Raw genomic sequence first — 21465 nt, 5'->3', positions numbered from 1 at the left:
TTAATGGCTTTCGTTTAACAGTTGATCTAATTCATTACTTAAAGCAGCAAATTCTTCAATTGATAAGGTTTCTCCTCTTCGCATTGGATCAATCGTTGCTCGTTCCAACCCTTGTTGCGCCAATGCTTTATTTTCTTTTCCAACTAAATTGTGAACAAGGTTATTTATAATGGTTTTTCTACGATTAGCGAAGCAGGCATGAAACACTTTAAAGAACCACGCTTCATCTGTTACATGCACGAGAGGTTTTTCTCGAATGGTTAATTTTAACACTGCAGAATCTACCCGTGGCGCAGGCACAAAAACACTTGCAGGCACGTGCAGACGTTTTTTTGCATCGGAGTAATATTGAGCAGCAATGGATAAGGCGCCGTACTCTTTTGAAGATGGAGAAGCAGCAATACGATCAGCCACCTCCGCTTGAATCATAACCGTAATGCTTTTTAATGGTAAACGATCCTCTAATAATTTCATTAAGATGGGTGTGGTCACATAATAAGGCAAATTAGCAACAACATGAATATGTTCTGTATCGTTAAACTTTGAAGTGATAATGTCTGTTAGATCGGCTTTTAACACATCTTGATGAATGACTTCCACATTTGGATAAGGGGATAGGGTATCTTCTAATATAGGGAGAAGCCGATCGTCAATTTCAAACGCTACGACTTTTTTTGCTTTTTTCGCCAATTGTTCCGTTAAAGCACCGATGCCAGGACCAATTTCAATGACCCCATCTTCTTCTGTAAATCCACTCGCTTCAACGATTCCGTTTAATATATTTAAATCAATTAAGAAATTTTGCCCTAGACTCTTTTTTAATTGAAAGCGATGCTTTGCCAATATTTCTTTCGTTCGGGCTGGTGTCGCAATGTCTTTTTTCACGTGCGTGATTCCTCCATTACCTCAATGTCCTTCAATGCTTGCGTAAACTCTTCCACCGTAATTTCAAAGGCATCCAGTCTTTTTTTTAATTGTTTTCCATTGGCATAACCAATCGCTAGTCGTTCTCCTAACGCTTCTCTTTTCTTCTTTGCTCCAGCACCTGACAACAAACCGGCCTTTATTAAATCACTAATGGAAATAGCTGATTGATAATTTACTTTCCCTATTGATCGCACTTCTTCTAGCGCTTGTCGTATAGCTTCATCACTTGCATGCTCCACACCAAGAGTCCGATTGTTTTTCCGTGCTTTTTCCTTTGGAATAAAAGCGTGTTTACTACCTGGAACACGCTCACTAACAATTCTTCTAATACGGGTACCTGGATAATCTGGATCGGTTAAAATAATGACGCCTCTTCTTTCATAAGCGAGCTCTATACGTTTAAGTACTGCTTCACCAATGGCAGATCCGTTCGTTTCAATTGTGTCTGCATCGACAGCTCGCTTAATCGCGACTGTATCTGAACGTCCTTCTACAACGATTATTTCTTTAATCTTCATTTTGCTCCTCTTTCATGTATCTCATATACTCCTTTTATTTTAGCTGTTTTATACCAAAAAAAAAAGAAGCGACTAGCGTCCGCTTCTTTTCATTGATTAATCAAGGATGGTGACATTAACTGTCTTACGCCCATAACTCATTGCTTCACTACTCGTTGGAACATGAAGATCGATTTTGTTGCCAGTAATTGCACCACCAGTATCCCCAGCAATCGCTTCCCCATAACCTTCCACATGAACTCTTGATCCTAATGGAATCACACTTGGATCAACAGCAACAACTTTCATGTTTCGGTCATTTAAAAGATTAATTCCTGTTGCCGTAACCCCGCTACACCCATTACATTCAGCTGAATAAGCGGTTGCTGTCATTTGAATGGTTTTTGCCTGGGTTGCTTTAGGTTGGCTTGTTTCTTTCGGTTTATTAGTTTCACTTGAAGAACTTGACGTACTTGTTTTTGTCGGTTGACTAGCAGTAGCGGTGGCGTTAGCTGTTTTTGTTTCGGCAATAAACTGTTTCGCCTCTTCTTCTTTTGTTCCTACGGCAATAACTCGCTCTTTTGGCTCTGCTACCATTTTTGTATCTATTACCTTACGGCTAATTTCTTCGCCGTTCTCATACGTAATCTCATAATGCAACTCTTGCTTTCCGCGCTCGCCTTGTTCAACAACTCGTTCTACACCTGTCTTAAGCGTATCATCATTTTCACGAATCGTCTCGTAGGCGGTTGACTCCTCAATGACATCGGTGACTTTTTCAACTCTAATTAGCTGTATGGATAACCCTTCTTTAAGAACTTCATCAAGACTTGGTTCTACTCGGTCTTCTTCACCTAGTTCCACATTTGCTTCTTTCAAAAAGTCAGCGACAGTCGCTGATGCACTCCAGTAAGTATCTTCGGTTCCATCATATGCAAAATGAAACTCAACTGAAGGTTTATATGTAATAGTCAAACCGTCTTCAATAGCAGCGTCGCCATGAGGTACTAATTGATCTTCTGAGCGATAGTCATACCCTTGTTCCTTTATAAAATCATAGATGGTGTCCACCGTAGTTGGTACTTGTACTTGTTGATCGTTCACTTCTAAGGTGACTACATGGGCTTGCTTATAAAGAATATTCATGTCATCAGATAATTCTGTCTCAAGGTGTGGTACAACCAAATCATGCTCTGTTACATTTATGTCTAAACCAAGAAGTAATTCTTCTATTGATTGTGCATGTGTAGTGATAACCGACTCTTCACCGTTAACATTAATGGTTACGGATTTTTTGTTCCACTCGTATAGGCCTGTAAAAAATAAAATAAGAGCAATAAATAAGCCAACTACGAGAAACGTTTTTGTTTGTAATGGAAGTCGATTATTTGTTAAATCAACGTGTTTTGACAATTGGTCCATTTTCAGCCCCTCCTCAAGGACTGAATTATAAAGACCAACCTGTACACTGTCAACAGACGTTACATAAACGTAACATTTAAGTAATCTTTGACATTCTTTTGCATTGTCGCTGCATTATTTGTTTTCTATTGTTCATTAAAACCAAATAAATTCTTTGCATTTTCAGTTGTTTTTTGACACAATTCCTCAAATGCCATTTCACGTATATCAGCAATATCCTCTGCTACTCGCTTTACATAAGCAGGTTCATTTCGCTTCCCACGGTACGGATGAGGTGCGAGAAACGGTGCGTCTGTCTCTACTAACAGTCGGTCCAGTGGGATTTGTTTAGCGACTTCTTTTGGCCGCTTTGCATTCTTAAACGTAACTGGTCCTCCTAAACCAATATAAAAATTATTCTTTATACAACGTTCAGCAATTTCAACACTGCCCCCGAAACAATGCATGACGCCACCCACTTCTTTTGCGTGTTCCTCTTCTAATAATTCCACAACATCTTGATCCGCATCTCTATTATGGATGATAATCGGAAGATTTACTTTTTTTGCCAAAGCTATTTGCTTTCGAAAAACGTCCTTTTGTACATCTTTAGGGGATTTATCCCAATGATAATCCAATCCCATTTCGCCTATTGCCACTACTTTCGGATGCTTTGAAAGTTCTTCAATCCAACTTAAATGATCATCAGTCATATCGATTGCATCCACTGGGTGCCAACCGATTGCCGCATAAATATAGTCATCTTTTTCAATAAGTTCCATTGCTCGATTGATTGTTTTCTCATCAAAACCGACGACAATCATTTCCTTAACACCCGCTTCTCTTGCGCGCAAAATTGTCTCGTTTACATCATCTTCAAACTGATCTGCATTTAAATGAACATGTGTATCAATTAACATGATTTTTATCACCTCTCTGTTCGCATTTTAAATAAAATAAAGAAGCATTTCAAATTCGGAGTCTGTTTAGCGCTTTAAACGCGTTTAACCCCTAAGAAACGGGGAATAATATCGCTTAGTAATGGAAGGAGTGTATAGACATGTCAACAGAAGAAAACATACTCGTTTGCGTAAACTATGGACATAATGGAAAAAAGCTTATTACGAGAGGTGCTGGATTAGCTAAACAATTAAACGCTCCTTTAACTATACTTGTTTTTGATTCTTTACCTGATGAAGAATTTAAAAATGATAAAGAAGTAGATATGACTTTTTTTCGTGAACTAGCTGATACATATAAAGCTACTCTTCTTGTGGAAAAGTCACATTATCACGATATTACAAAAGTCATTACATCAAAAGCCAAAGAGTTACGTGTCTCACAAATTATCATAGGTCAGTTTATTGAAAGCATTTGGGCGAAGTTGCTTGGTGGATCAATTGTACACGAATTATTAGAGGGTGCCCCATTTGCTGATCTTCACGTTGTTCCGAGAGAACGTGCTGAGGAGACAGAAGACTGGAATTTTGAACGCGGTGTTCATGCTTATTTAGTAGAAGATGAAGAAGGCACCTTTATTCTTCATTTTGATGACCTAGATGGACAAACATATGAAGGTATTTTCTTCAAACATTTACAAACCGATTTTAATAGTGGAATCTTCGCCCTAAAAAAAGAAGACCAACTTTTAGAAGTGCGAGTTGACGATGGGAAAGTAGTTAGTTTAACCGACATCGATGAGGAAGAAGTAAAGGATGACTACTCTTAAAAAGAGGCTGGGACATAACGAAAAGTAGTATTTGAAAAGACGAATAGTCTAAAATATGCTGAATAGCACCGCTACAGGAGAATCCTTCTGCTAATTTTCATATAAAACAAACGACGAACGTTCCTATTTTCAGGAATGTTCGTCATTTTGGTCTGTCTATCTACTTTTGTCCCAGCCTCTTTTCCTTTTTTTCAAAATCCACATTAAGCGTCATTATTGTCTAGCTCTCACATCTTGTGCGTATGAAATGGACCCTTCATACCGTGTTAGTACCCCTTCTTGTAACCAGTACGTAATAGGAAAATACTTATTAAGAAAATACCGATCGTGAGAGATCGTTATAACCGTTCCGTCATAGTGATCGATTGCTTCTTCTAGCACTTCTCTCGATTCAATATCAAGGTGATTGGTAGGTTCATCTAATAGAAGTACATTATGAGATTCTTCCATTAGTTGCGCTAACCGTAACCGCATTCGTTCTCCTCCACTTAAGTCCTTTGTTTTCTTATAAACATCCATACCATAAAATAAAAACTGTGCAAGCTTCGAACGAGCTGCCCCAATATCAATAGTGGCATATTCTCGATAAGCCTCTAGAACGGTCTTTTCATTCATTAATTCAGGAATATGCTGTGACAAATAGCCCGCTGAAACACTTGCTCCCATCTTAACATTCCCTTTTTGCGGAGAATATTTCCCGAGCAATAGTTCGAAAATTGTCGATTTCCCTTCCCCATTTGGGCCAGTTATGGCAATACGTTCTTGATGTCTTGCAAGAAAGTGAGCTTCCTTAAGAATAACGTTAGTATGATAAGCAAAGAAGACGTCCTTAATTTGAAACACCTCTTCACCACTACGGTGAGATTCAGTAAAGCTCAAATCTACCTTCTTTCCATAAACAGGTTTTTGTAGAAGTTGTATTCGATTTAATGCCTTTTCCATGCTTTTTGCTTGTCTATGCATACCTGCATTAGGCGGATTTGCTCGGTTTGCCCATTCTTTTAAACGTTTGATGGTTTCTTTCATTTTTTTGATTTTCTTTTGCTGATCCTCATAGTGCTGAAATGCTGTAAGCAATCGCTCTTCTCTCTGTTGAATAAAACTGGTGTAATTCCCATTATATTCATATACCACACCTTGATCCATTTCCCATACTTTCGTAATCACTTGATCCAAAAAAAAGCGGTCGTGGGATATGAGAACAAGACTACCATCATATTGATTCAACCACTGAATTAACCAGTCTACAGCAAGAAGATCCAAATGGTTGGTAGGTTCATCAAGGATAATAAGGTCTGGCCTCTTTGCGATCATACAAGCAAGTTCAACTTTGGAACGTTCTCCGCCACTTAACTGCTCCCACTGCTGACCTAGCAATGGTTGCAGACCCAAACCTGTAGATACTTTACGTATAGTAGAATGGTAGTCATATCCTCCACTTATGCTGTATCGTTCCTGTAGTTCGGCATAATCGTTTAGCAACTGGGACAGCACTTGCTGATTTTGCGGCTTACTCAATTTCACTTCAATGCCTTTCAACTTTTTTTCTATTTCCTTTAATGAAGAAAAAGGAAGTTCTAACACATCATTTACAGAAAGACCCTCATAGTGTGGCATTTGGTTTAACAAGGCTTTCGTCAATCCCTTGCGCCAACCTACTTCACCAGTTGAGGGTTTTTCTATACCAGCTATTAGCTTAGCTAATGTAGATTTTCCCTCCCCGTTCCTGCCAACTAATCCAATGCGCGCCCCTACATGTAGTTGAATGGATACGTGCTCAAAAATTTGATTCCCTGCATAATTTTGAGCTATATTTTTTCCGTAAAAATCGATCATTTGCTTCTCCTTTTTAGTCAAGAAAGAAACAAACACGAAAAAGCAGCGAAAGATCGCTGCTGCATGTGTTACGTATGCGAGTAGACAGACGTGTTTCTTTCTAATGGTTTATTTTTCTATACAGTTGTTTAAAAACGGACAGACTGATCCAATTTTTAACTACCGCCGAAAAAATCGCCTGACAAATCCATAAATACGCTAATCGTTTTGCCTGGCTACCATTAAAAGAATTCAATCTACTCACCTCCTACTATATTTGTTTTTACGTTACCTGAAAAATGAAAAAATGTAAAGGAATTTAAACCAGCTCTAAGTGATCTTTTCTGCTCATTCTATTGAATCGTTTCGACAAAAGAAATGTAAAAAGGGAGCGGTTCGTTAACACCGCTCCCTCGTAATTATGTTATTTAACTTGAGCACCGTTTGGTAAATTTCCGTCTACTGTGGCAAGTTGAAGCTTTTTCCCTTTGGATCCAGCTAAAATCATACCTTGTGATACCTCACCACGAAGCTTAACGGGCTTCAAATTCGTGACACAGATGACTTTTTTGCCCTTTAATTCTTCTGGTGAATAGAATTTTGCAATACCAGATACAACTTGCCGTTTCTCACTACCTAAGTCTAATTGTATTTTTAACAGACGATCTGCGCCCTCGACTGGCTCTGCACCAATGACTTCAGCCACTTTTAATTCTACCTTTGAAAAATCGTCGATGGTAATTTGGTTTTCATCTTCAATTTCTTCAGGCTCAGGATCTGCTTTTCCTCCCATGAGTTCAACAATATACTCGACTTCTTTCTCCACATCTAAACGAGGGAAAACAGGTGTGCCTTTGCTTACTTTTGTGCCTGCTTTAATGATACCGAATGTGCGAATAGACTCCCATTGTGCTTGTTCTTCACTAATTCCGAGCTGCTCCCAGATTTTCTCTGGGGTTCTCGTTAGGAAAGGACGTAAGAATACAGAGATGATACGGAGTGATTCTGCTAAATGATACATAACAGAACCGAGCTGCTCTTGTTTCTCTTCGTCTTTTGCAAGCATCCATGGCTGTGTTTCATCAATGTACTTATTCGTACGGCTTACTAGCTGCCAAATGGCAGTTAATGCAATCGAGAATTCCATTTCTTCCATTGCATTTTCTACTTTTACTGCCGTTGCATCAATTAAATCTACTAGTTCCTGATCAAAAGGTGTTGCACTTTTAATATAGGCTGGCATCGAACCATCAAAGTATTTATTAATCATCGCGATCGTACGGTTTAATAAATTTCCAAGATCATTCGCTAAGTCATAATTCACACGTTCAACAAACGCTTCTGGTGTAAAAACCCCGTCTGCGCCAAATGGTACTTCGCGCAACAAATAATAGCGAATGGCATCTAACCCAAAATGATCGATTAGTGGAACTGGATCAATGACATTTCCTTTTGACTTGGACATTTTTCCGTCTTTTGTTAAAAACCAGCCATGACCAAATACTTTTTTAGGTAAGGGTAAATCAAGTGCCATTAACATAACCGGCCAATAAATTGTATGAAAACGAAGGATATCTTTCCCTACAAGGTGAACATCTGCCGGCCAATGTTTTTTATATAGCTCATCTTGTGACGTACCATAACCAAGTGCGGTAATATAGTTTGTTAACGCATCGATCCAAACATAGACAACATGTTTTGGGTTAGATGGCACTTTTACGCCCCATGTAAACGATGTTCGAGATACAGCTAAATCTTGCAAGCCTGGCTTAATAAAATTATTAACCATCTCATTTTTTCTAGATGCCGGCTGTATAAAATCAGGATTTTCTTCGTAATACGTTAACAGTCGATCAGCATACTTACTCATTCTAAAGAAATAAGATTCTTCCCGTACTTTTTCAACAGGGTGACCAGAATCAGGGCTCTTACCACCAATAATGTTTCCGTCTTCGTCTTTTAAAGGGTCAACAAGCTCTCTTTCACCATAGAACGTTTCATCAGATACACAGTACCAACCTTCGTATTCCCCTAAATAAATATCGTCTTGGGCAAGAAGTTGATTAAAAATTTTCTCCACTACTTTTTTGTGTCGATCTTCTGTTGTACGAATGAAATCATCATAGGTAATATCTAGTTTTCCCCAAAGCTCTTTAATGGGCTTCACCATTTCATCGGTATATTCTTGTGGTGAAATGTTTCTCTCTGCTGCCTTTTGTTCAATCTTCTGTCCGTGCTCATCCGTTCCTGTTAGATAGCGCACATCATAACCACGAAGACGCTTATAGCGTGCCATTGCATCGCCAGCAACAGTCGTATACGTATGCCCAATGTGAAGCTTCCCACTTGGATAATAAATAGGTGTTGTGATGTAAAATGATGGTTTTGTCAACGTTCTCATCCCTTCAAATAAAATACAAAAAACCCTTCATCCACAATCGGGACGAAAGGTTAACTTACGTGGTACCACCCAAAATTCCCTCATCTATGTAGACAAGGCTCAAGACCACTAACGCTGGCAAACGTCATCCCCTTACCATTGAGGCTCGAAGATAAATTCTCCTGGACCATCTTCTAAAGCAACACTTGACCGGCTTTCACCTCACCCGGCTCTCTTGTACAAGTGTTCTGCTTTATACTCATCCATTCATAGAAATGTATATCGTTCATTCTTATCAAAAATATAGCGAACTATACATCTATCTGTCAAGTGCGATCATAAAGAGTAGCAAACGGTGTTTTTTGTTTTGTTAGAAGGCCATCTTCACACAGTTGTTCTAACGATTGTTTCCATTCTGATACATCCCACGATTTTCCTGACTGTTTATTTAATTCATCGAGTTTTTGCATGACGTGCATTTCTGCCAGAGGAAGAAAATCTTCAAGTGCTGCAACTAATTCTTCATTTCCAGCATTATTCATCTGTTCAAGCTCATCAAATGGGTTCATCGTATGTGGGCTAGTTGAGTGAGCGAGCCGTATTCGAACAGCAACGGTTCTACCGATAATGGCTGAAGAAACAAACACATCCCCAGATTGTAAATACGGAAGCCGTTTTCCTTCTTCTGCCGTTAAATCTGTTTCTTCCTTTATCGTTTGAATATCCGTTCCTCGAACCGTTCGAAAAACAAACTTAGAATTAAGCTGTGCCGTAATCGTTTCATCCAGCAAGGTTGGGCGTTGTGTAGCAAAAATCAAAAACGTCCCATACTTTCTTCCTTCTTGCGCAATTTCTTTCAGTACTGATTTTGCTGGTGCTTCATATCCTTTAGGTGCAAAGTTATGTGCCTCATCTGTGACAACAACAAACGGTGGAAAGAATTCGCTTTGCTGTTGTTGTAGCTTTGCATCTTTATAAGCGCGACGTTTAAAGTAAAGAGTTCCTATCACGTAGCTGGCAAACACTTGTAGTAACCAAACAGCCCCTTGAATCACAACAAGTTTGCCGTTATGAATGCCGTGCTCAATCGCTCGAATGTTTTGTTGAAAAAGCCCTGACTGATGTAAACGATTTGCACGCCATTGGATACCCTTTACAGAAGATGGGGGCAAGCTACCAAACTGATCGAGTAAACGTTTGAATTCACTATAGCGATTAATGTCATCTTTTGTCATGCCACCATCATGCAGCATGCCTTCGATCCTTTGTTTACCCATATCCAGTGCATCTATTAAATTGGCGATTCGATCACTAAACGTTTGATAACTGTCTTTTCGTTTATGAATCGTTTGAATAACATTAATCATTGATTCAGTAAGGTGACCTGCTGCTCCAAGCAATCTCTCTACATCTCGAGTTGATAATGCCGAAAAATCAACACCGACGTCTCGACCAATTTGAACAACCTCATACCTAGAAGCATAGTTAACGTCCCCACGATCTGCTTCTGTTTTCCCAGTAAAATTCATTTCAAAGTGTGGATCAAACACAAGAGAAGGAATTTTTAATTTCATCAATTCTTCTAGCATTACTCTTAAACCAAACGATTTACCTGATCCTGAGCCACCAAACACACCAATATGTGGGTACTGCTGCATAGCACGAATATCGAAAATAAACGGTACACCATTTTGTGCTCTCACCAATCCGTGTTCTTGCATATGCAAAATGTCATGTAACTGTGCCGGTAACGACTCTGCGATAAAATCAGTAGACTTAATTTCCCCTAATACCATGCCTTTTTCTTTCGACGTTGAAACAAGCAAATGCTCAATCTCACTAAATGCTGGATGACGTACACGGACGCCTGTTTGAATGGGCTTTTGAGCCTCGTCAAATAAACGCACCTTTGCAAGATGAATATCATCTTGACCGATGTCATACCCAATGGCCTCAAGAGTCTCTAACACATTTCGATCGACTAAACCTTTATCCATTCCCATTGGTATATAGCGATTATAAGATAAGGTTTCTACAACTTCACCTTTAGGTTCATTCAGCTCTTTATCTTCAATAACAAGCATTTCATTCATGCGGAACTTATGTGATTTTGATGCAATATGCACTTCATGTTGAGTAGTAATTCCAACAACTTGCAAAGCGATCCCTCCTTTTAATACGGCCGTTCCGTTCGCAATTTCACAAAGAATTGTCGACGAATGTCTTCATCAATATATTGTTCTACTAACCCTTCAACAAGCTTGTCTGTTATGCGAATTTCCTTATCAATATGATCTAGCCAGAGTGGTATACCACGACCTTCAGACGGAGTAAGCGTACAGAGTAAATCACCAATCCAGTTTAAATGATCCCTTTGCTCTTCTAATAGATCAAAGCCTGTAATGGTTGGGGTTGATCCGAGTCGCATCCACGTTGAAAGTAAACCTGCTTTATGTTGAATCGTATCAATATAAATCATTTCGTTTTGATCAAGCATGCCAAATAACAAATCTCGGTCATAGGAATAAGGGTTTCGCGCATAAGTCGCAAAACTTTCTAACGTAATAAGATTTTCTGTTGTAATTTCTTCAGATACACCCACTAATAACGTATTTCGTTTCAACGCTGATTCTCGAAGTTCTTCCCACTCCTCTTTCGCATCAATTCGATAGTGATAAAGCGCACCGTCCATTAACATGACAGCAATATCGTCTTTTTCAATTAAAGAGCGCGCCGCCTTTAACTCTAGAATCGCTAAACGTTTTGCCCGTTGTTTACTAATTGCTTCCTCTTCTTCATCGCCATGTTCTAATAAAGGAATAAATAAATCAGATGTCCATTCGGCGCGACCGTCGGTTGCCTTTGAAATGGCTTGAAACAAATAAATAATATGGGGTGCTTCACCTTTCGTCTGATTAACGGACCCATCGGTTCCTGCTAATTTTCGACCAGCTAAGGTCTTTACAAGATGATCTGTAGATAGTCGCTCCATTTGTCGAAAAATATTTGCTTCTTTCGTCAATTTTTGTCGAATTAGGTCTTTGTTTCTATGACTCTGCGCATATGTATCTTTTAATCTTTGATTTGATTCTTGCAATTTTACAATTACATCTGCATGAATATCCATTTGCAAGCGCTCCTCTCTTTTTTATAATAGATGTTTTTTCTCTACAAATACTGCTGTGCCGGGTTTCGTGGTACTTAAAATAAATTGTCGCAAAATATAAGTTTTTTTATTTAAAGCGATTGACTTGTTTTGGAAATATTGTTATTCTTAGATTACTATAGAATTATGTCGAAATATGACATAAAATTCTTCTTGACTACACACTGGCTTCATATTTAAGGGGGAAACGTAATGAAATCAACTGGGATCGTCCGTAAAGTCGATGAATTAGGTCGCGTTGTTATTCCGATTGAGCTTCGTCGTACGTTGGACATTGCTGAAAAGGATGCGCTTGAAATTTATGTTGATAATGACCGAATCATTTTGAAGAAATACAAGGCCAACATGACATGTCAAGTTACAGGTGAAGTATCTGATGATAACTTATCATTGGCAAATGGAAAGATCGTACTTAGCCCTCAAGGAGCCAAAGCAGTACTCGAACAACTCCAAGACTATGTGACAAAAAAATAATTACTTGAACCTGCCCATGGCGGGTTTATTTTTTTGCCTCATGATACTGTTGATACAGCTCTCGTTTGACTAATCCACGATCACTGGCAACTTGTTTGATCGCTTCTTTCTCAGAAAGACCTAATTCCACGTAATGCTTTACATGTTGAATGTCTGTTAATGCGTCATACCATTCGGTTTCAGCCTCTTGGTTTTCTCCATTATATCCTTCTACACATAAACAGAACTCGCCTTTTACTTGCCCCGTTTTTACCCACTCTAATGCCTCTTCTACTGTCCCTCGGTTATATTCTTCATAGCGCTTCGTTAATTCTCTCGCTAGGACGATGTTTCGGTTTCCAAATACATCATAAATCGCTTGAAGTGTCTGATTTAACCGATGAGGGGCTTCATAGAAAATAACCGTATCCGTTTGTTTTTGTAAACGTTCTAATTCAAGCTTACGCTCTTTTTTTCCTCTAGGCAAAAATCCAATAAACAGAAAAGATTTTGTTGATAAGCCAGATGCTACTAAAGCGGTTATCGCTGCATTTGGTCCTGGTAAAGATAGAACAGAAAGCTTCTCCTCCAAACAGAGTGTAACGAGATCTTCGCCTGGGTCAGAAATACCTGGCATCCCTGCATCCGTAACAAGGGCTACCACGGCACCGGCTTTGATTTTTTCTACCAGTTCTTTACCTGCCTTATACTTATTATGTTCATGATAGCTCAATAGGGGTGTCGAAATCTCAAAATGGTTCGTTAATTTTTTGGTTTGCCTCGTGTCTTCTGCAGCAATGTAATCAGCTTCTTTTAATATACGAATAGCTCGAACCGTCATATCTTCTAAGTTGCCAATAGGGGTCGGTACTAGATAGAGACCGCCACCATCAAGCGGATAACTTTTTTGTTCAATCATTTCCTTGTAAACTCCTTTGTTCTAAAACGTAACGCTCCTTGGCGCGCCTTGTTTTTCGCTTAAATTGATATTCTTGCTTTAATGCTTCCTTTTTTGTTGCAAACGTTTCAACATAAACAAGCTTTAACGGTCCTCGACCTCGAGTGTATTTAGCACCTTTTCCTTCTTCGTGTTTACGTAACCGTTGTTCCACATTATTCGTGTAGCCGGTATACCAAGACTGATCGCCACATTCAAGTACATACATATAATGCTTCATAAACGAAAGTAAACCTCGTTAAATTCCTTTGTGTAGCGGCCGTCCTCTTCGTAAACCATTAAAGGGGGCTCTGTCTTTAATCCAGGTTTGCCTCCTTTAATACCTTCTATTAAAAGCATGTTCGCATGGCTGCTTGCCTTACTATGGCAAAATTGGATTCGCTTCGGCTCAACCTTATTTTTTTTCATTGCTTCGATAATATCAACCAAACGGTCTGGACGATGTACAATGGCTAACTTTCCACTATGCTTTAACACGTACGCTGCTGATTCGACTACCTCTGATAATGTACAAGCAAGCTCATGCCGCGCCACAGCCTTTGTTCGATTTTCTTTTATTTGTTCATGACTTGATTGTTTAAAATAGGGAGGATTGCATGTAACAGTATCAAAAAAACCGTGTGCAAAGTATTGTTTTATCTCCTTCAAATCGGCACATAAAGCAGTCACGTGTTCACATAGGTTATTCTCTTCAATTGATCGTAGCGCCATTGTATGGAGTGGCTCTTGCAGTTCCATCAATGTGATGGCTGCTCTTGTTCGTTCCGTCATCGTCATACCAACAACGCCATTACCGCTACATAGATCAAGTATTTGTCCTTTTTGAAGCGGAATGGAAGCGAATCGTGCTAGCAGAATAGCATCAATTGAATACGTAAAAACGTTATCGCTTTGGATAATCTGATACGTGGTACCTGCTATATGATCCATTCGCTCATCATCTTTAAGCACTCAACCTCACTCCTTTACTGTAAAAGCCGATCTCAACATACGAGACCGGCTACTGGTTTTTTCATTTTTGATGTAGAAATGAAAGGCAGAACAAACAATCATCACCTTCTGGTCGAATACTCCCATAGTGCGTGTTGCATATATGAAAGCCCTCTTGGTAGAGCCTTGCCAAATTCTCATGACCTTCCCCAACCATCTTCTTGCGTTCAAACTCTTCAGGGAGAATAGGCTTTTCCGGTTCTAAGCGTTTACGTAAATTTTCATTCTCTATGTGTAAATAATGATTCTCTTCGATTAAGTAAGCGAGCTGCTCTTTTAAACCTCTTAATTCTTCGTGCAAATCACCAATTCGTTCTTCAAGGCTTGAAACCTGCATGAAGATGGCCTTCTTATCCACATCGTTCACCTCATTAATCCGTTGCTTTTGAAGTGAGCTTTTCACTTTTCCTTAATTCATCAAAAGCATACTCAAGCGTCTGTTCTTCTTCAAAAAGTTGAACCTGAACAACCCGGTCAAGCAAATTCAATCCAATCACTTTTCCTGTTCCATCAGGTGTAGAGATTTTCTTACCGATATCAGGCATTTCTTTCTTAGCTTCTTCATATGTGTCATTTTCATACTTCAAACAACACATTAAACGACCGCAAAGTCCTGAGATTTTTGCGGGATTAAGTGAGAGATTTTGATCTTTTGCCATTTTAATTGATACAGGTTCGAAATCACCTAAGAACGTAGAACAACAAAGCATTCGACCACAAGGACCGATTCCCCCGAGCAACTTCGCCTCGTCTCTTACACCGATTTGCCTTAATTCAATTCTTGTTCGAAAGATTGCGGCTAAATCTTTTACTAATTCTCTAAAATCAATCCGACCATCGGCAGTAAAATAAAACAATACTTTATTACGATCAAACGTATATTCAACATCAACGAGTTTCATATCTAACTTGTGTTCCACGATTTTCTTTGTACATACGTCAATTGCGTCTCGAGCTGCCTCACGATTCTCTTTTACCACTAATGTATCTTCAACTGTTGCTAAGCGTATAACTTGTTTCAACGGCAAAACAACATCTTGTTCATCAACAAACTTTGGTGAAACGACTACTTTCCCGTATTCAACTCCGCGGGATGTTTCGACGATTACAGCTTCTTCACCAGCTATCTCGAGAGAACCTGGCGAGAAGTAATAAATTTTGCCCGCTTTTTTAAATCGGACACCTACAACCTCGTGCAAAACTAGCCCTCCTGTATCGTGAAAAGCAATCTTTCCATCACTAACTGTACGGCAACATTAGCACTAAGTTGGCTTTTTGCTTCCATCACTTTAGCCAACGAAAGAGTAATGAGACGCTGTGATGTTGATAGGGACAACTCTTTATAGGAATCATAAAAATCACTATAAACAAGCTCCCCTTGCTTTCCAACTCGTATATATAAAAGGTCTCGCAACCATAAAGTCATCATTTCAAGACCCATTTCCTGATGAATACGCTCTTTCATTAACGGCAACCACTTTTCGGCTAGCGTAATAATCGCTTGATCAGGTCTTGTGTATAACTCATGCATCAATTGTAACACTACACCTCTAGCTTGAAAAGACCAGTCGTCCTCTGTTAAACGTAATGCCGCCTCTTTATTTTCTGTAAGTTCAGCTAAAAAGGAACTATGCTTTTGATCTATTCCATTCTCCATTAATTGCTTTACAATTTCTTCTTTAAGTGGAGGGTGAAACCGGATGTGCTGTGTTCGACTTCTAATCGTTGGTAGCACATTTTCGGCTTGTTCAGTCAGAAGAATTGCTAATGTTTCGCCTTGCGGCTCTTCTAAAAACTTCAACAACGTATTAGCAGCCGTTCCTGTCATCTTATCTGCATTAGAGACAATGTACACTTTTTGTCGTGACTCCACTCCTCGATAAGAAAATTCTTTTTGGAGGTAATCCACTTGTTCCCGTTTTATCGATTGACCATCAGGCGCAATCTTATGTAAATCTGGATGGTTACCAGAGTCTATTCGCGTACAATCTAAACATGTTAAGCAAGGATTCGGCCCTTGCTTATTCTGGCAAATAAAACTTTTAGAAAGAAGAATAGCAAGGTCCATTGTTCCACTTCCAGCTTGTCCTTCAAACAAGTAAGCATGCGCGAGTCGTTGTTTTTTTATGCTCTCTACTAGCATAGGCACAACCTGTGGCTGTGCCTCTTTCCAATCGTTCCAATTATTCATTTCATCCACCACGATTAATTAAAATTGTTCAAAATGATCTACCGGAAGTACAAAAACTGTCGCTCCTCCAACTTGTACTTCTACTGGATAAGGAACGTAAGAATCGGCATTACCGCCCATCGGTGAAATAGGGGCTACGACTTGCTCGCGACTACGGCAGTTTTTCTGAATAATTCCCATGACTTCTTCAACAGCGTCATCTTCAACACCAATAAGGAAAGTGGTATTCCCTGCTTTTAAAAATCCACCTGTGCTTGAAAGGCGTGTCGCACGATAGTCTGCTTTTACTAGTGCATCTGATAATCTTGTACTATCTTTATCTTGGATAACTGCCATAATTAGCTTCATACTATTCCACTCCTTTAATAGTGTCTTCTATAATCATAAGCGCTTGATGGTAGACTTCTTCAAATGGCCGTTCTGCTTGAATGACCTTAATGCGTTCTTGTTCACTTTCAACAAGCAATTTATAGCCTTTCTCTACTTTCTTATGGAAGTGCACCGTTTCTTGATCCAGACGATTCCAATCCCGTACTTGATCTTTTTTAACTCGTGCTAAACCTACTTCTGGTGAAACGTCAAAATAAAGCGTTAAGTCGGGTAAATGACCTTCAACGGCAAATTGATTTATTTTCCATACTTCTTCCATTCCAATTCCACGAGCATATCCTTGATACACGAGACTTGAATCAATGAAACGATCACATAAAACAATTGAGCCTGATTCCAATGCTGGGAGAACTTTTTTCACGAGATGTTCTCTTCTGGCAGCTGCATAGAGAAGAGCTTCCGTACGATCATCCATCTCCATTTGCTTTGTGTGAAGCAATAGATGTCTTATTTGTTCTGCAAGCTCCACTCCACCAGGTTCTCTTGTCCGTAATACCGTATACTTTCGTTTTCTTAACGTAGACTCGATTTTATCGACAACAGTCGTTTTGCCAGCTCCTTCGCCACCTTCGACTGAAATAAATAGACCTTTTTGCATTATTCTTCTCCTGATTTACGCTTAACTACTATTCCTCTATAGGGCTGAAATCCTTGGAAGGTAACCCCTGTAGAAAGGAACTGTTTCATTTGTTCTACGTGCTCCTCAGAAATCTTTTCCCCTTTTAAAAGCAGAGGAATTCCTGGGGGATACGGAATAACGTCCGTAGCAGCTACTCGGCCAACAGCATCTTGTAGAGACAAAAGCTCAACGTTTTCTTTATTATCTTTGTTTCTTATTAATTCGGACAAACACCCCTTAGCTCCTGCTTCAACAGCATTTTTTTCTTTAAGGGGTGTTGATTCTATCGTAACATGATTTAACCGTTTCTGCGTATCTGGATGTAAACTAGATAGTCCTAAAATGAGCAAGGTAACGTTTGGGTCTGCCATTTCAGCATCGATCCCCACTTGTTTTAAGGCAGTTAAAACACTCACTCCCGTACCACTATCTCTTGGCTTCACCATTAGTTTTAAAGGATCTTTAAAATGTGCTTCTTCTTCTACTAACTCTATATCTGGATGAACGTCTATCCATTCACACAGTTTTTTCTGTGCTTCAAGAGCTTGACGATAAGCATGATGCCCTTGTTCTTCTAGAAATGCCCTTGCCCCATCTAATGAAGCAAGCAAGACGTAAGAAGGACTGCTTGATTGGAACATTTGTAGCGCATGTTTTACTTGTTTTTTGATAGTTGGATCAATCGTGTTAGAAAAATGAAGCCAACCTGTCATCGTCAGTGCTGGTAGCATTTTATGAGCAGACTGTACAACAATATCTGCACCTAACTGTAGGGCCGATGGTGGGCTATTTAAAGATTCATTGCCTACAACAAAATGGGCACCATGAGCTTCGTCAACTAACAGGAGTAGTCGATGATCTTTAGCAAAGCGAAACGTTTCACGATAGTCAATTACATTTCCCCAATAATTTGGGTACGTTAAGATCATTGCTTTCCCTTGGGGATGTTGCTCGTACGCATGTTTTAGCACTTCATACGTGACACCTAATGGGTGATTGGTTATGCTTGACCGACGGGACGACAAGAACACAACATTCGCTTTACATAACTCTAATGCGTGCATAACCGATTTATGACAGTCGCGCTCAACAAATACAGTGTCTCCTTCTTGCAGAACACCGTATATCATTGCTAAATTACCACTCGTTGAGCCACCCACTAGATAACTGGTTTCGCCAGCTCCATAAAATTCAGCACAAAGTTGCTGTGATTCAGCAATTGCACCCTTTGCATCATGTAGGTCATCAAGACCACTTAATTCAGTTACATCATAAGGCAATAACTGCTCAAATAAAGGAAGAAACGAATGCCAGTTGTGCCCATTTTTATGTCCAGGTACATGGAAGGACAATGGTTTTCGATTCATATGAGCTTTTATAACATCAATAATGGGAGTACGCACACTCATGTGACAACCCCCTCTCTTGTTTTCCTACTATCTATTTTAACGAATTATGGTTTAGTCGTCACCTAAAAAAGACTTGTTTCAGTAACAAGTCTCCTTAATAATGTTTCCATATTTCTTTAACCGCTTGAATGTAACGATCATATAAATAATGATTACTTTCTTCAACCATATTTCTCTCACATCGATTGCAAATTTCTGTACGACCTAAACGTAATCCTTTATTGATAAGATCCCCACACACATGACACTCTTTATAAAGTTTAAATCGAATCGTTCGTTCTACTCTTTGCATAGATGCACCTCCACCATAAGTATCGCCCAGAATGCGCTCCTTATACCGACGAGAGGCATTATTTATTATTCTATGCACAACAACCTATGTAGGTGTTTGTCACACCTAAATTGTTTCTGCCAAACTTGTGAAATCAATTACCTCATATGTTTGTTCCAATGTGTTCAAGCGTTCAGTCCAATTTTTAAAAGATATCTCTACATCCTCACTTATCAATGGTAGCCGATATTCCGGGTAAATGGAAAAGGGAATGCCTCGACCTGTAGCACCTTCACGAACAATAAATTTGTCAGGTTGTTCTAACAGGGCATGAATTAAGTATTGTGCTCGGACCGAAAGAGATGTTTTTAAAATACATAGGATTTCCCAATCGCTCAGACGGCTATAGGTGTCACATTCTTCTCCCGTTTCTGCCCAATCACATTTAATCGCCTCTGAAATGACCGCATCAATTGCTCCGAACTCTTTACAGGAAAGGAGTTGTTCTGTATCCATCATAACAGTAACAAATTCCTTCGCCATTTCAGCTGAACAATGTAAACCTCTTTCATTAACGCAACAGTGACTAACATAATGGCTAGGTTTCTGCTTTAACCTACCTACCATATACAATGTACGTAGTGCACGATCTAGACCAATTAAACCAAGGTTTTCCTTCGTTCCATGCAAAAAAGGGCTTTTTCTTGCTACCTCTTCCACGGCTCCCCAATCTAATTTTTCCTCTTGCAGAATAAGGTGAATCTCATTTGAATGAAAGGGGGTGTTTTTAAACATGCTTTCTTTTTCATTTATAGTGAATAGGGAGTGTATGGCAGATCCGAAAGGGATACCCTCTATTTGACTCAAAATTGCTCCAGCCCGGAGTAAGCGATGATTAGGGAAAAAGATAGCAGTAAGCTTCCAAATTCCTAAAGTGTGTTCAAACAGTGAATGACTCAAGGGAGAGATGAGCGATGCTCCACCAAATTGAGAAATAAACTTTAATTTTCTAACTTCCTTTGTTTGAAAGAGTCGCTTTTCAAACGGTAACATAGCTACTTCTCCAAAAAGTGGTTCTGTAAAATCATTCATTCTCGATCCTCCTCTATCTATTTGAACAAATCTATTTCTCTTTAGCCCTTTTTACTGTCCTATAAACACAATTAACGTGTTCTTGCTTCATTATATAGTAAATTTGTCGAAGCGCAGCTCTTTTGCGCTTTTTTTCTACACAAAAAAAGACACCTTTTCAGGTGTCTTCTGATTGCCTGGCAACGTCCCTTAGCTCCACGGTGGTTTTCTTCGAGGACGTTCCTCTTGTTGATGGGTTCCCGATGCTTCCCATGAGGCTTCACGAAAACAACCCTTTCGTCTCACTGGGGAAGCACGCTGCTTTCCTTTGATGTTTTTTCATGGTGTTCTTTTTTATTGTGCTCGTTTCATATGACCACTTTTTTGTTTGACTCGCTTCTGCCGAAGCGTAGCTCTTTTGCGCTTTTCTTTCTACGCAAAAAAGACACCTTTTCAGGTGTCTTCTGATTGCCTGGCAACGTCCTACTGCTCCACGGTGGTTTTCTTCGAGGACGTTCCTCTCGTTGATAGATCCCCGATGCTTCCCATGAAGCTTTTACGAAAACAACCCTTTCGTCTCACTGGGGAAGCACGCTGCTTTCCCTTCGATGTCTTTTTCATGGTGTTCTTTTTTATTGTGCTCGTTTCATATGATTACTTTTTTATTTGGCTCGCTTCTGCCGAAGCGTAGCTCTTTTGCGCTTTTCTTTCTGCGCAAAAAAGACACCTTTTCAGGTGTCTTTCTCATATGCCTGGCAACGTCCTACTCTCACAGGGGGAAGCCCCCAACTACCATCGGCGCAAAAGAGCTTAACGACCGTGTTCGGCATGGGAACGGGTGTGACCTCTTTGCTATTGCCACCAGACATTTTTTACTTCAGATAAGCGTCGGGCTTTTTTGTCAGTTTCCTCTTTCCTTTTCAGTCACGTACGCGAGTACGCTCCTTCAAGTCTATCGTCACTTCCGCAAATCCCTTGCTTCTCTTTGTAAAACTCATTCTAAAAGGGAATAGTCCCTTCTTGTTAAAAAGAATCGGTGATTCTTTCAAAACTAAATCATATCATCATACTCAAACTCAAGAAATTTAGGATAAGCCCTCGACCGATTAGTATCAGTCCGCTCCATGTGTCGCCACACTTCCACTTCTGACCTATCAACCTCATCATCTCTAAGGGGTCTTACTGGCTTACGCCATGG

Annotated in this window: 22 protein-coding genes, 1 rRNA gene and 1 other annotated feature; of the genes, 2 read left to right on the top strand and 21 right to left on the bottom strand. The window is 39.6% G+C overall.

Annotated features, from left to right (window positions below):
* The 4 genes from rsmA to E2L03_RS19605 all read right to left on the bottom strand — a co-directional run bounded on the left by rsmA (position 1) and on the right by E2L03_RS19605 (position 3745).
* A complete protein-coding gene (gene rsmA, locus E2L03_RS19620) occupies positions 1 to 885 on the bottom strand; it encodes a 16S rRNA (adenine(1518)-N(6)/adenine(1519)-N(6))-dimethyltransferase RsmA (protein WP_055737725.1) in 885 nt (294 codons plus the stop codon).
* On the bottom strand, positions 882 to 1445 hold the full coding sequence (gene rnmV, locus E2L03_RS19615; RefSeq protein WP_038484873.1) for a ribonuclease M5: 564 nt from the start codon (positions 1443 to 1445) through the stop codon (positions 882 to 884). Before rnmV ends, rsmA begins: the two co-directional genes overlap by 4 nt.
* Before the next feature lie 96 nt (positions 1446 to 1541).
* Positions 1542 to 2846, bottom strand: coding sequence for a resuscitation-promoting factor (locus E2L03_RS19610; protein ID WP_134260185.1), 1305 nt, complete (start codon positions 2844 to 2846; stop codon positions 1542 to 1544).
* Between the two features lie 125 nt (positions 2847 to 2971).
* The gene (locus E2L03_RS19605) at positions 2972 to 3745 is read right to left on the bottom strand and encodes a TatD family hydrolase (RefSeq protein ID WP_134260183.1); all 774 of its coding nucleotides are present in this window, start codon (positions 3743 to 3745) and stop codon (positions 2972 to 2974) included.
* Between the two features lie 140 nt (positions 3746 to 3885).
* Here E2L03_RS19605 and E2L03_RS19600 point away from each other — a divergent pair, with 140 nt between their 5' ends.
* A complete protein-coding gene (locus tag E2L03_RS19600; protein ID WP_206698847.1) occupies positions 3886 to 4554 on the top strand; it encodes an adenine nucleotide alpha hydrolase family protein in 669 nt (222 codons plus the stop codon).
* Between the two features lie 213 nt (positions 4555 to 4767).
* On the opposite strand, the gene abc-f is transcribed toward E2L03_RS19600, so the two are convergent.
* The 5 genes from abc-f to E2L03_RS19580 all read right to left on the bottom strand — a co-directional run bounded on the left by abc-f (position 4768) and on the right by E2L03_RS19580 (position 11876).
* Positions 4768 to 6390, bottom strand: a complete 1623-nt coding sequence (abc-f, locus tag E2L03_RS19595; RefSeq protein ID WP_134260179.1) for a ribosomal protection-like ABC-F family protein — start codon at positions 6388 to 6390, stop codon at positions 4768 to 4770.
* Between the two features lie 100 nt (positions 6391 to 6490).
* Positions 6491 to 6634, bottom strand: a complete 144-nt coding sequence (locus tag E2L03_RS20945) for an RAxF-45 family protein (protein WP_367576360.1) — start codon at positions 6632 to 6634, stop codon at positions 6491 to 6493.
* A 159-nt stretch (positions 6635 to 6793) separates the two neighbouring features.
* Positions 6794 to 8770 carry a methionine--tRNA ligase gene (metG, locus tag E2L03_RS19590; protein ID WP_055737722.1) on the bottom strand — a complete coding sequence of 659 codons (1977 nt, stop codon included), beginning with the start codon at positions 8768 to 8770 and terminating at the stop codon, positions 6794 to 6796.
* Between the two features lie 35 nt (positions 8771 to 8805).
* Positions 8806 to 9029, bottom strand: a binding site (T-box leader).
* A gap of 46 nt (positions 9030 to 9075) precedes the next feature.
* Positions 9076 to 10908 carry an ATP-binding protein gene (locus E2L03_RS19585; protein ID WP_095151079.1) on the bottom strand — a complete coding sequence of 611 codons (1833 nt, stop codon included), beginning with the start codon at positions 10906 to 10908 and terminating at the stop codon, positions 9076 to 9078.
* 14 nt (positions 10909 to 10922) lie between these two features.
* Complete coding sequence (locus tag E2L03_RS19580) at positions 10923 to 11876, bottom strand: DNA double-strand break repair nuclease NurA (protein ID WP_134260177.1); 954 nt, start codon at positions 11874 to 11876, stop codon at positions 10923 to 10925.
* A 231-nt stretch (positions 11877 to 12107) separates the two neighbouring features.
* Here E2L03_RS19580 and abrB point away from each other — a divergent pair, with 231 nt between their 5' ends.
* The gene (gene abrB, locus E2L03_RS19575; RefSeq protein WP_134260175.1) at positions 12108 to 12389 is read left to right on the top strand and encodes a transition state genes transcriptional regulator AbrB; all 282 of its coding nucleotides are present in this window, start codon (positions 12108 to 12110) and stop codon (positions 12387 to 12389) included.
* Positions 12390 to 12414: 25 nt separating this feature from the next.
* On the opposite strand, the gene rsmI is transcribed toward abrB, so the two are convergent.
* The 12 genes from rsmI to rrf all read right to left on the bottom strand — a co-directional run bounded on the left by rsmI (position 12415) and on the right by rrf (position 21133).
* Complete coding sequence (gene rsmI, locus E2L03_RS19570; RefSeq protein WP_134260173.1) at positions 12415 to 13287, bottom strand: 16S rRNA (cytidine(1402)-2'-O)-methyltransferase; 873 nt, start codon at positions 13285 to 13287, stop codon at positions 12415 to 12417.
* Positions 13280 to 13546 carry a GIY-YIG nuclease family protein gene (locus E2L03_RS19565; protein ID WP_038484838.1) on the bottom strand — a complete coding sequence of 89 codons (267 nt, stop codon included), beginning with the start codon at positions 13544 to 13546 and terminating at the stop codon, positions 13280 to 13282. Before E2L03_RS19565 ends, rsmI begins: the two co-directional genes overlap by 8 nt.
* Positions 13543 to 14277, bottom strand: coding sequence for a tRNA1(Val) (adenine(37)-N6)-methyltransferase (locus E2L03_RS19560; protein WP_243839552.1), 735 nt, complete (start codon positions 14275 to 14277; stop codon positions 13543 to 13545). The genes E2L03_RS19565 and E2L03_RS19560 overlap by 4 nt, the downstream gene beginning before the upstream one ends.
* A 61-nt stretch (positions 14278 to 14338) precedes the next feature.
* Positions 14339 to 14674, bottom strand: coding sequence for a DNA replication initiation control protein YabA (gene yabA / locus E2L03_RS19555; protein ID WP_035395080.1), 336 nt, complete (start codon positions 14672 to 14674; stop codon positions 14339 to 14341).
* A gap of 13 nt (positions 14675 to 14687) precedes the next feature.
* Positions 14688 to 15515 carry a PSP1 domain-containing protein gene (locus tag E2L03_RS19550; protein ID WP_038484835.1) on the bottom strand — a complete coding sequence of 276 codons (828 nt, stop codon included), beginning with the start codon at positions 15513 to 15515 and terminating at the stop codon, positions 14688 to 14690.
* A gap of 2 nt (positions 15516 to 15517) precedes the next feature.
* Positions 15518 to 16507, bottom strand: coding sequence for a DNA polymerase III subunit delta' (gene holB, locus E2L03_RS19545; protein WP_038484832.1), 990 nt, complete (start codon positions 16505 to 16507; stop codon positions 15518 to 15520).
* Between the two features lie 18 nt (positions 16508 to 16525).
* Complete coding sequence (gene darA / locus E2L03_RS19540; protein WP_038484829.1) at positions 16526 to 16855, bottom strand: cyclic di-AMP receptor DarA; 330 nt, start codon at positions 16853 to 16855, stop codon at positions 16526 to 16528.
* Position 16856: 1 nt separating this feature from the next.
* On the bottom strand, positions 16857 to 17495 hold the full coding sequence (gene tmk / locus E2L03_RS19535) for a dTMP kinase (protein ID WP_038484826.1): 639 nt from the start codon (positions 17493 to 17495) through the stop codon (positions 16857 to 16859).
* Positions 17495 to 18925 carry an aminotransferase class I/II-fold pyridoxal phosphate-dependent enzyme gene (locus E2L03_RS19530; protein ID WP_134260171.1) on the bottom strand — a complete coding sequence of 477 codons (1431 nt, stop codon included), beginning with the start codon at positions 18923 to 18925 and terminating at the stop codon, positions 17495 to 17497. Before E2L03_RS19530 ends, tmk begins: the two co-directional genes overlap by 1 nt.
* A 94-nt stretch (positions 18926 to 19019) precedes the next feature.
* Entirely contained in the window at positions 19020 to 19217 is a 198-nt protein-coding gene (locus tag E2L03_RS19525; protein WP_038484820.1) for a sigma factor G inhibitor Gin, read from the bottom strand.
* A 105-nt stretch (positions 19218 to 19322) separates the two neighbouring features.
* Positions 19323 to 20288: a hypothetical protein gene (locus E2L03_RS19520; RefSeq protein WP_134260169.1), complete on the bottom strand. Its 966-nt coding sequence runs from the start codon at positions 20286 to 20288 to the stop codon at positions 19323 to 19325.
* A gap of 729 nt (positions 20289 to 21017) precedes the next feature.
* Positions 21018 to 21133 (bottom strand): 5S ribosomal RNA (gene rrf / locus E2L03_RS19515).
* Positions 21134 to 21465 lie beyond the last annotated feature (332 nt).

The organism is Shouchella oshimensis (assembly GCF_004375095.1).
Classification (GTDB): Bacteria; Bacillota; Bacilli; order Bacillales; family Bacillaceae_D; genus Shouchella; species Shouchella oshimensis.
This window is presented reverse-complemented; position numbering and strand designations above follow the sequence as displayed.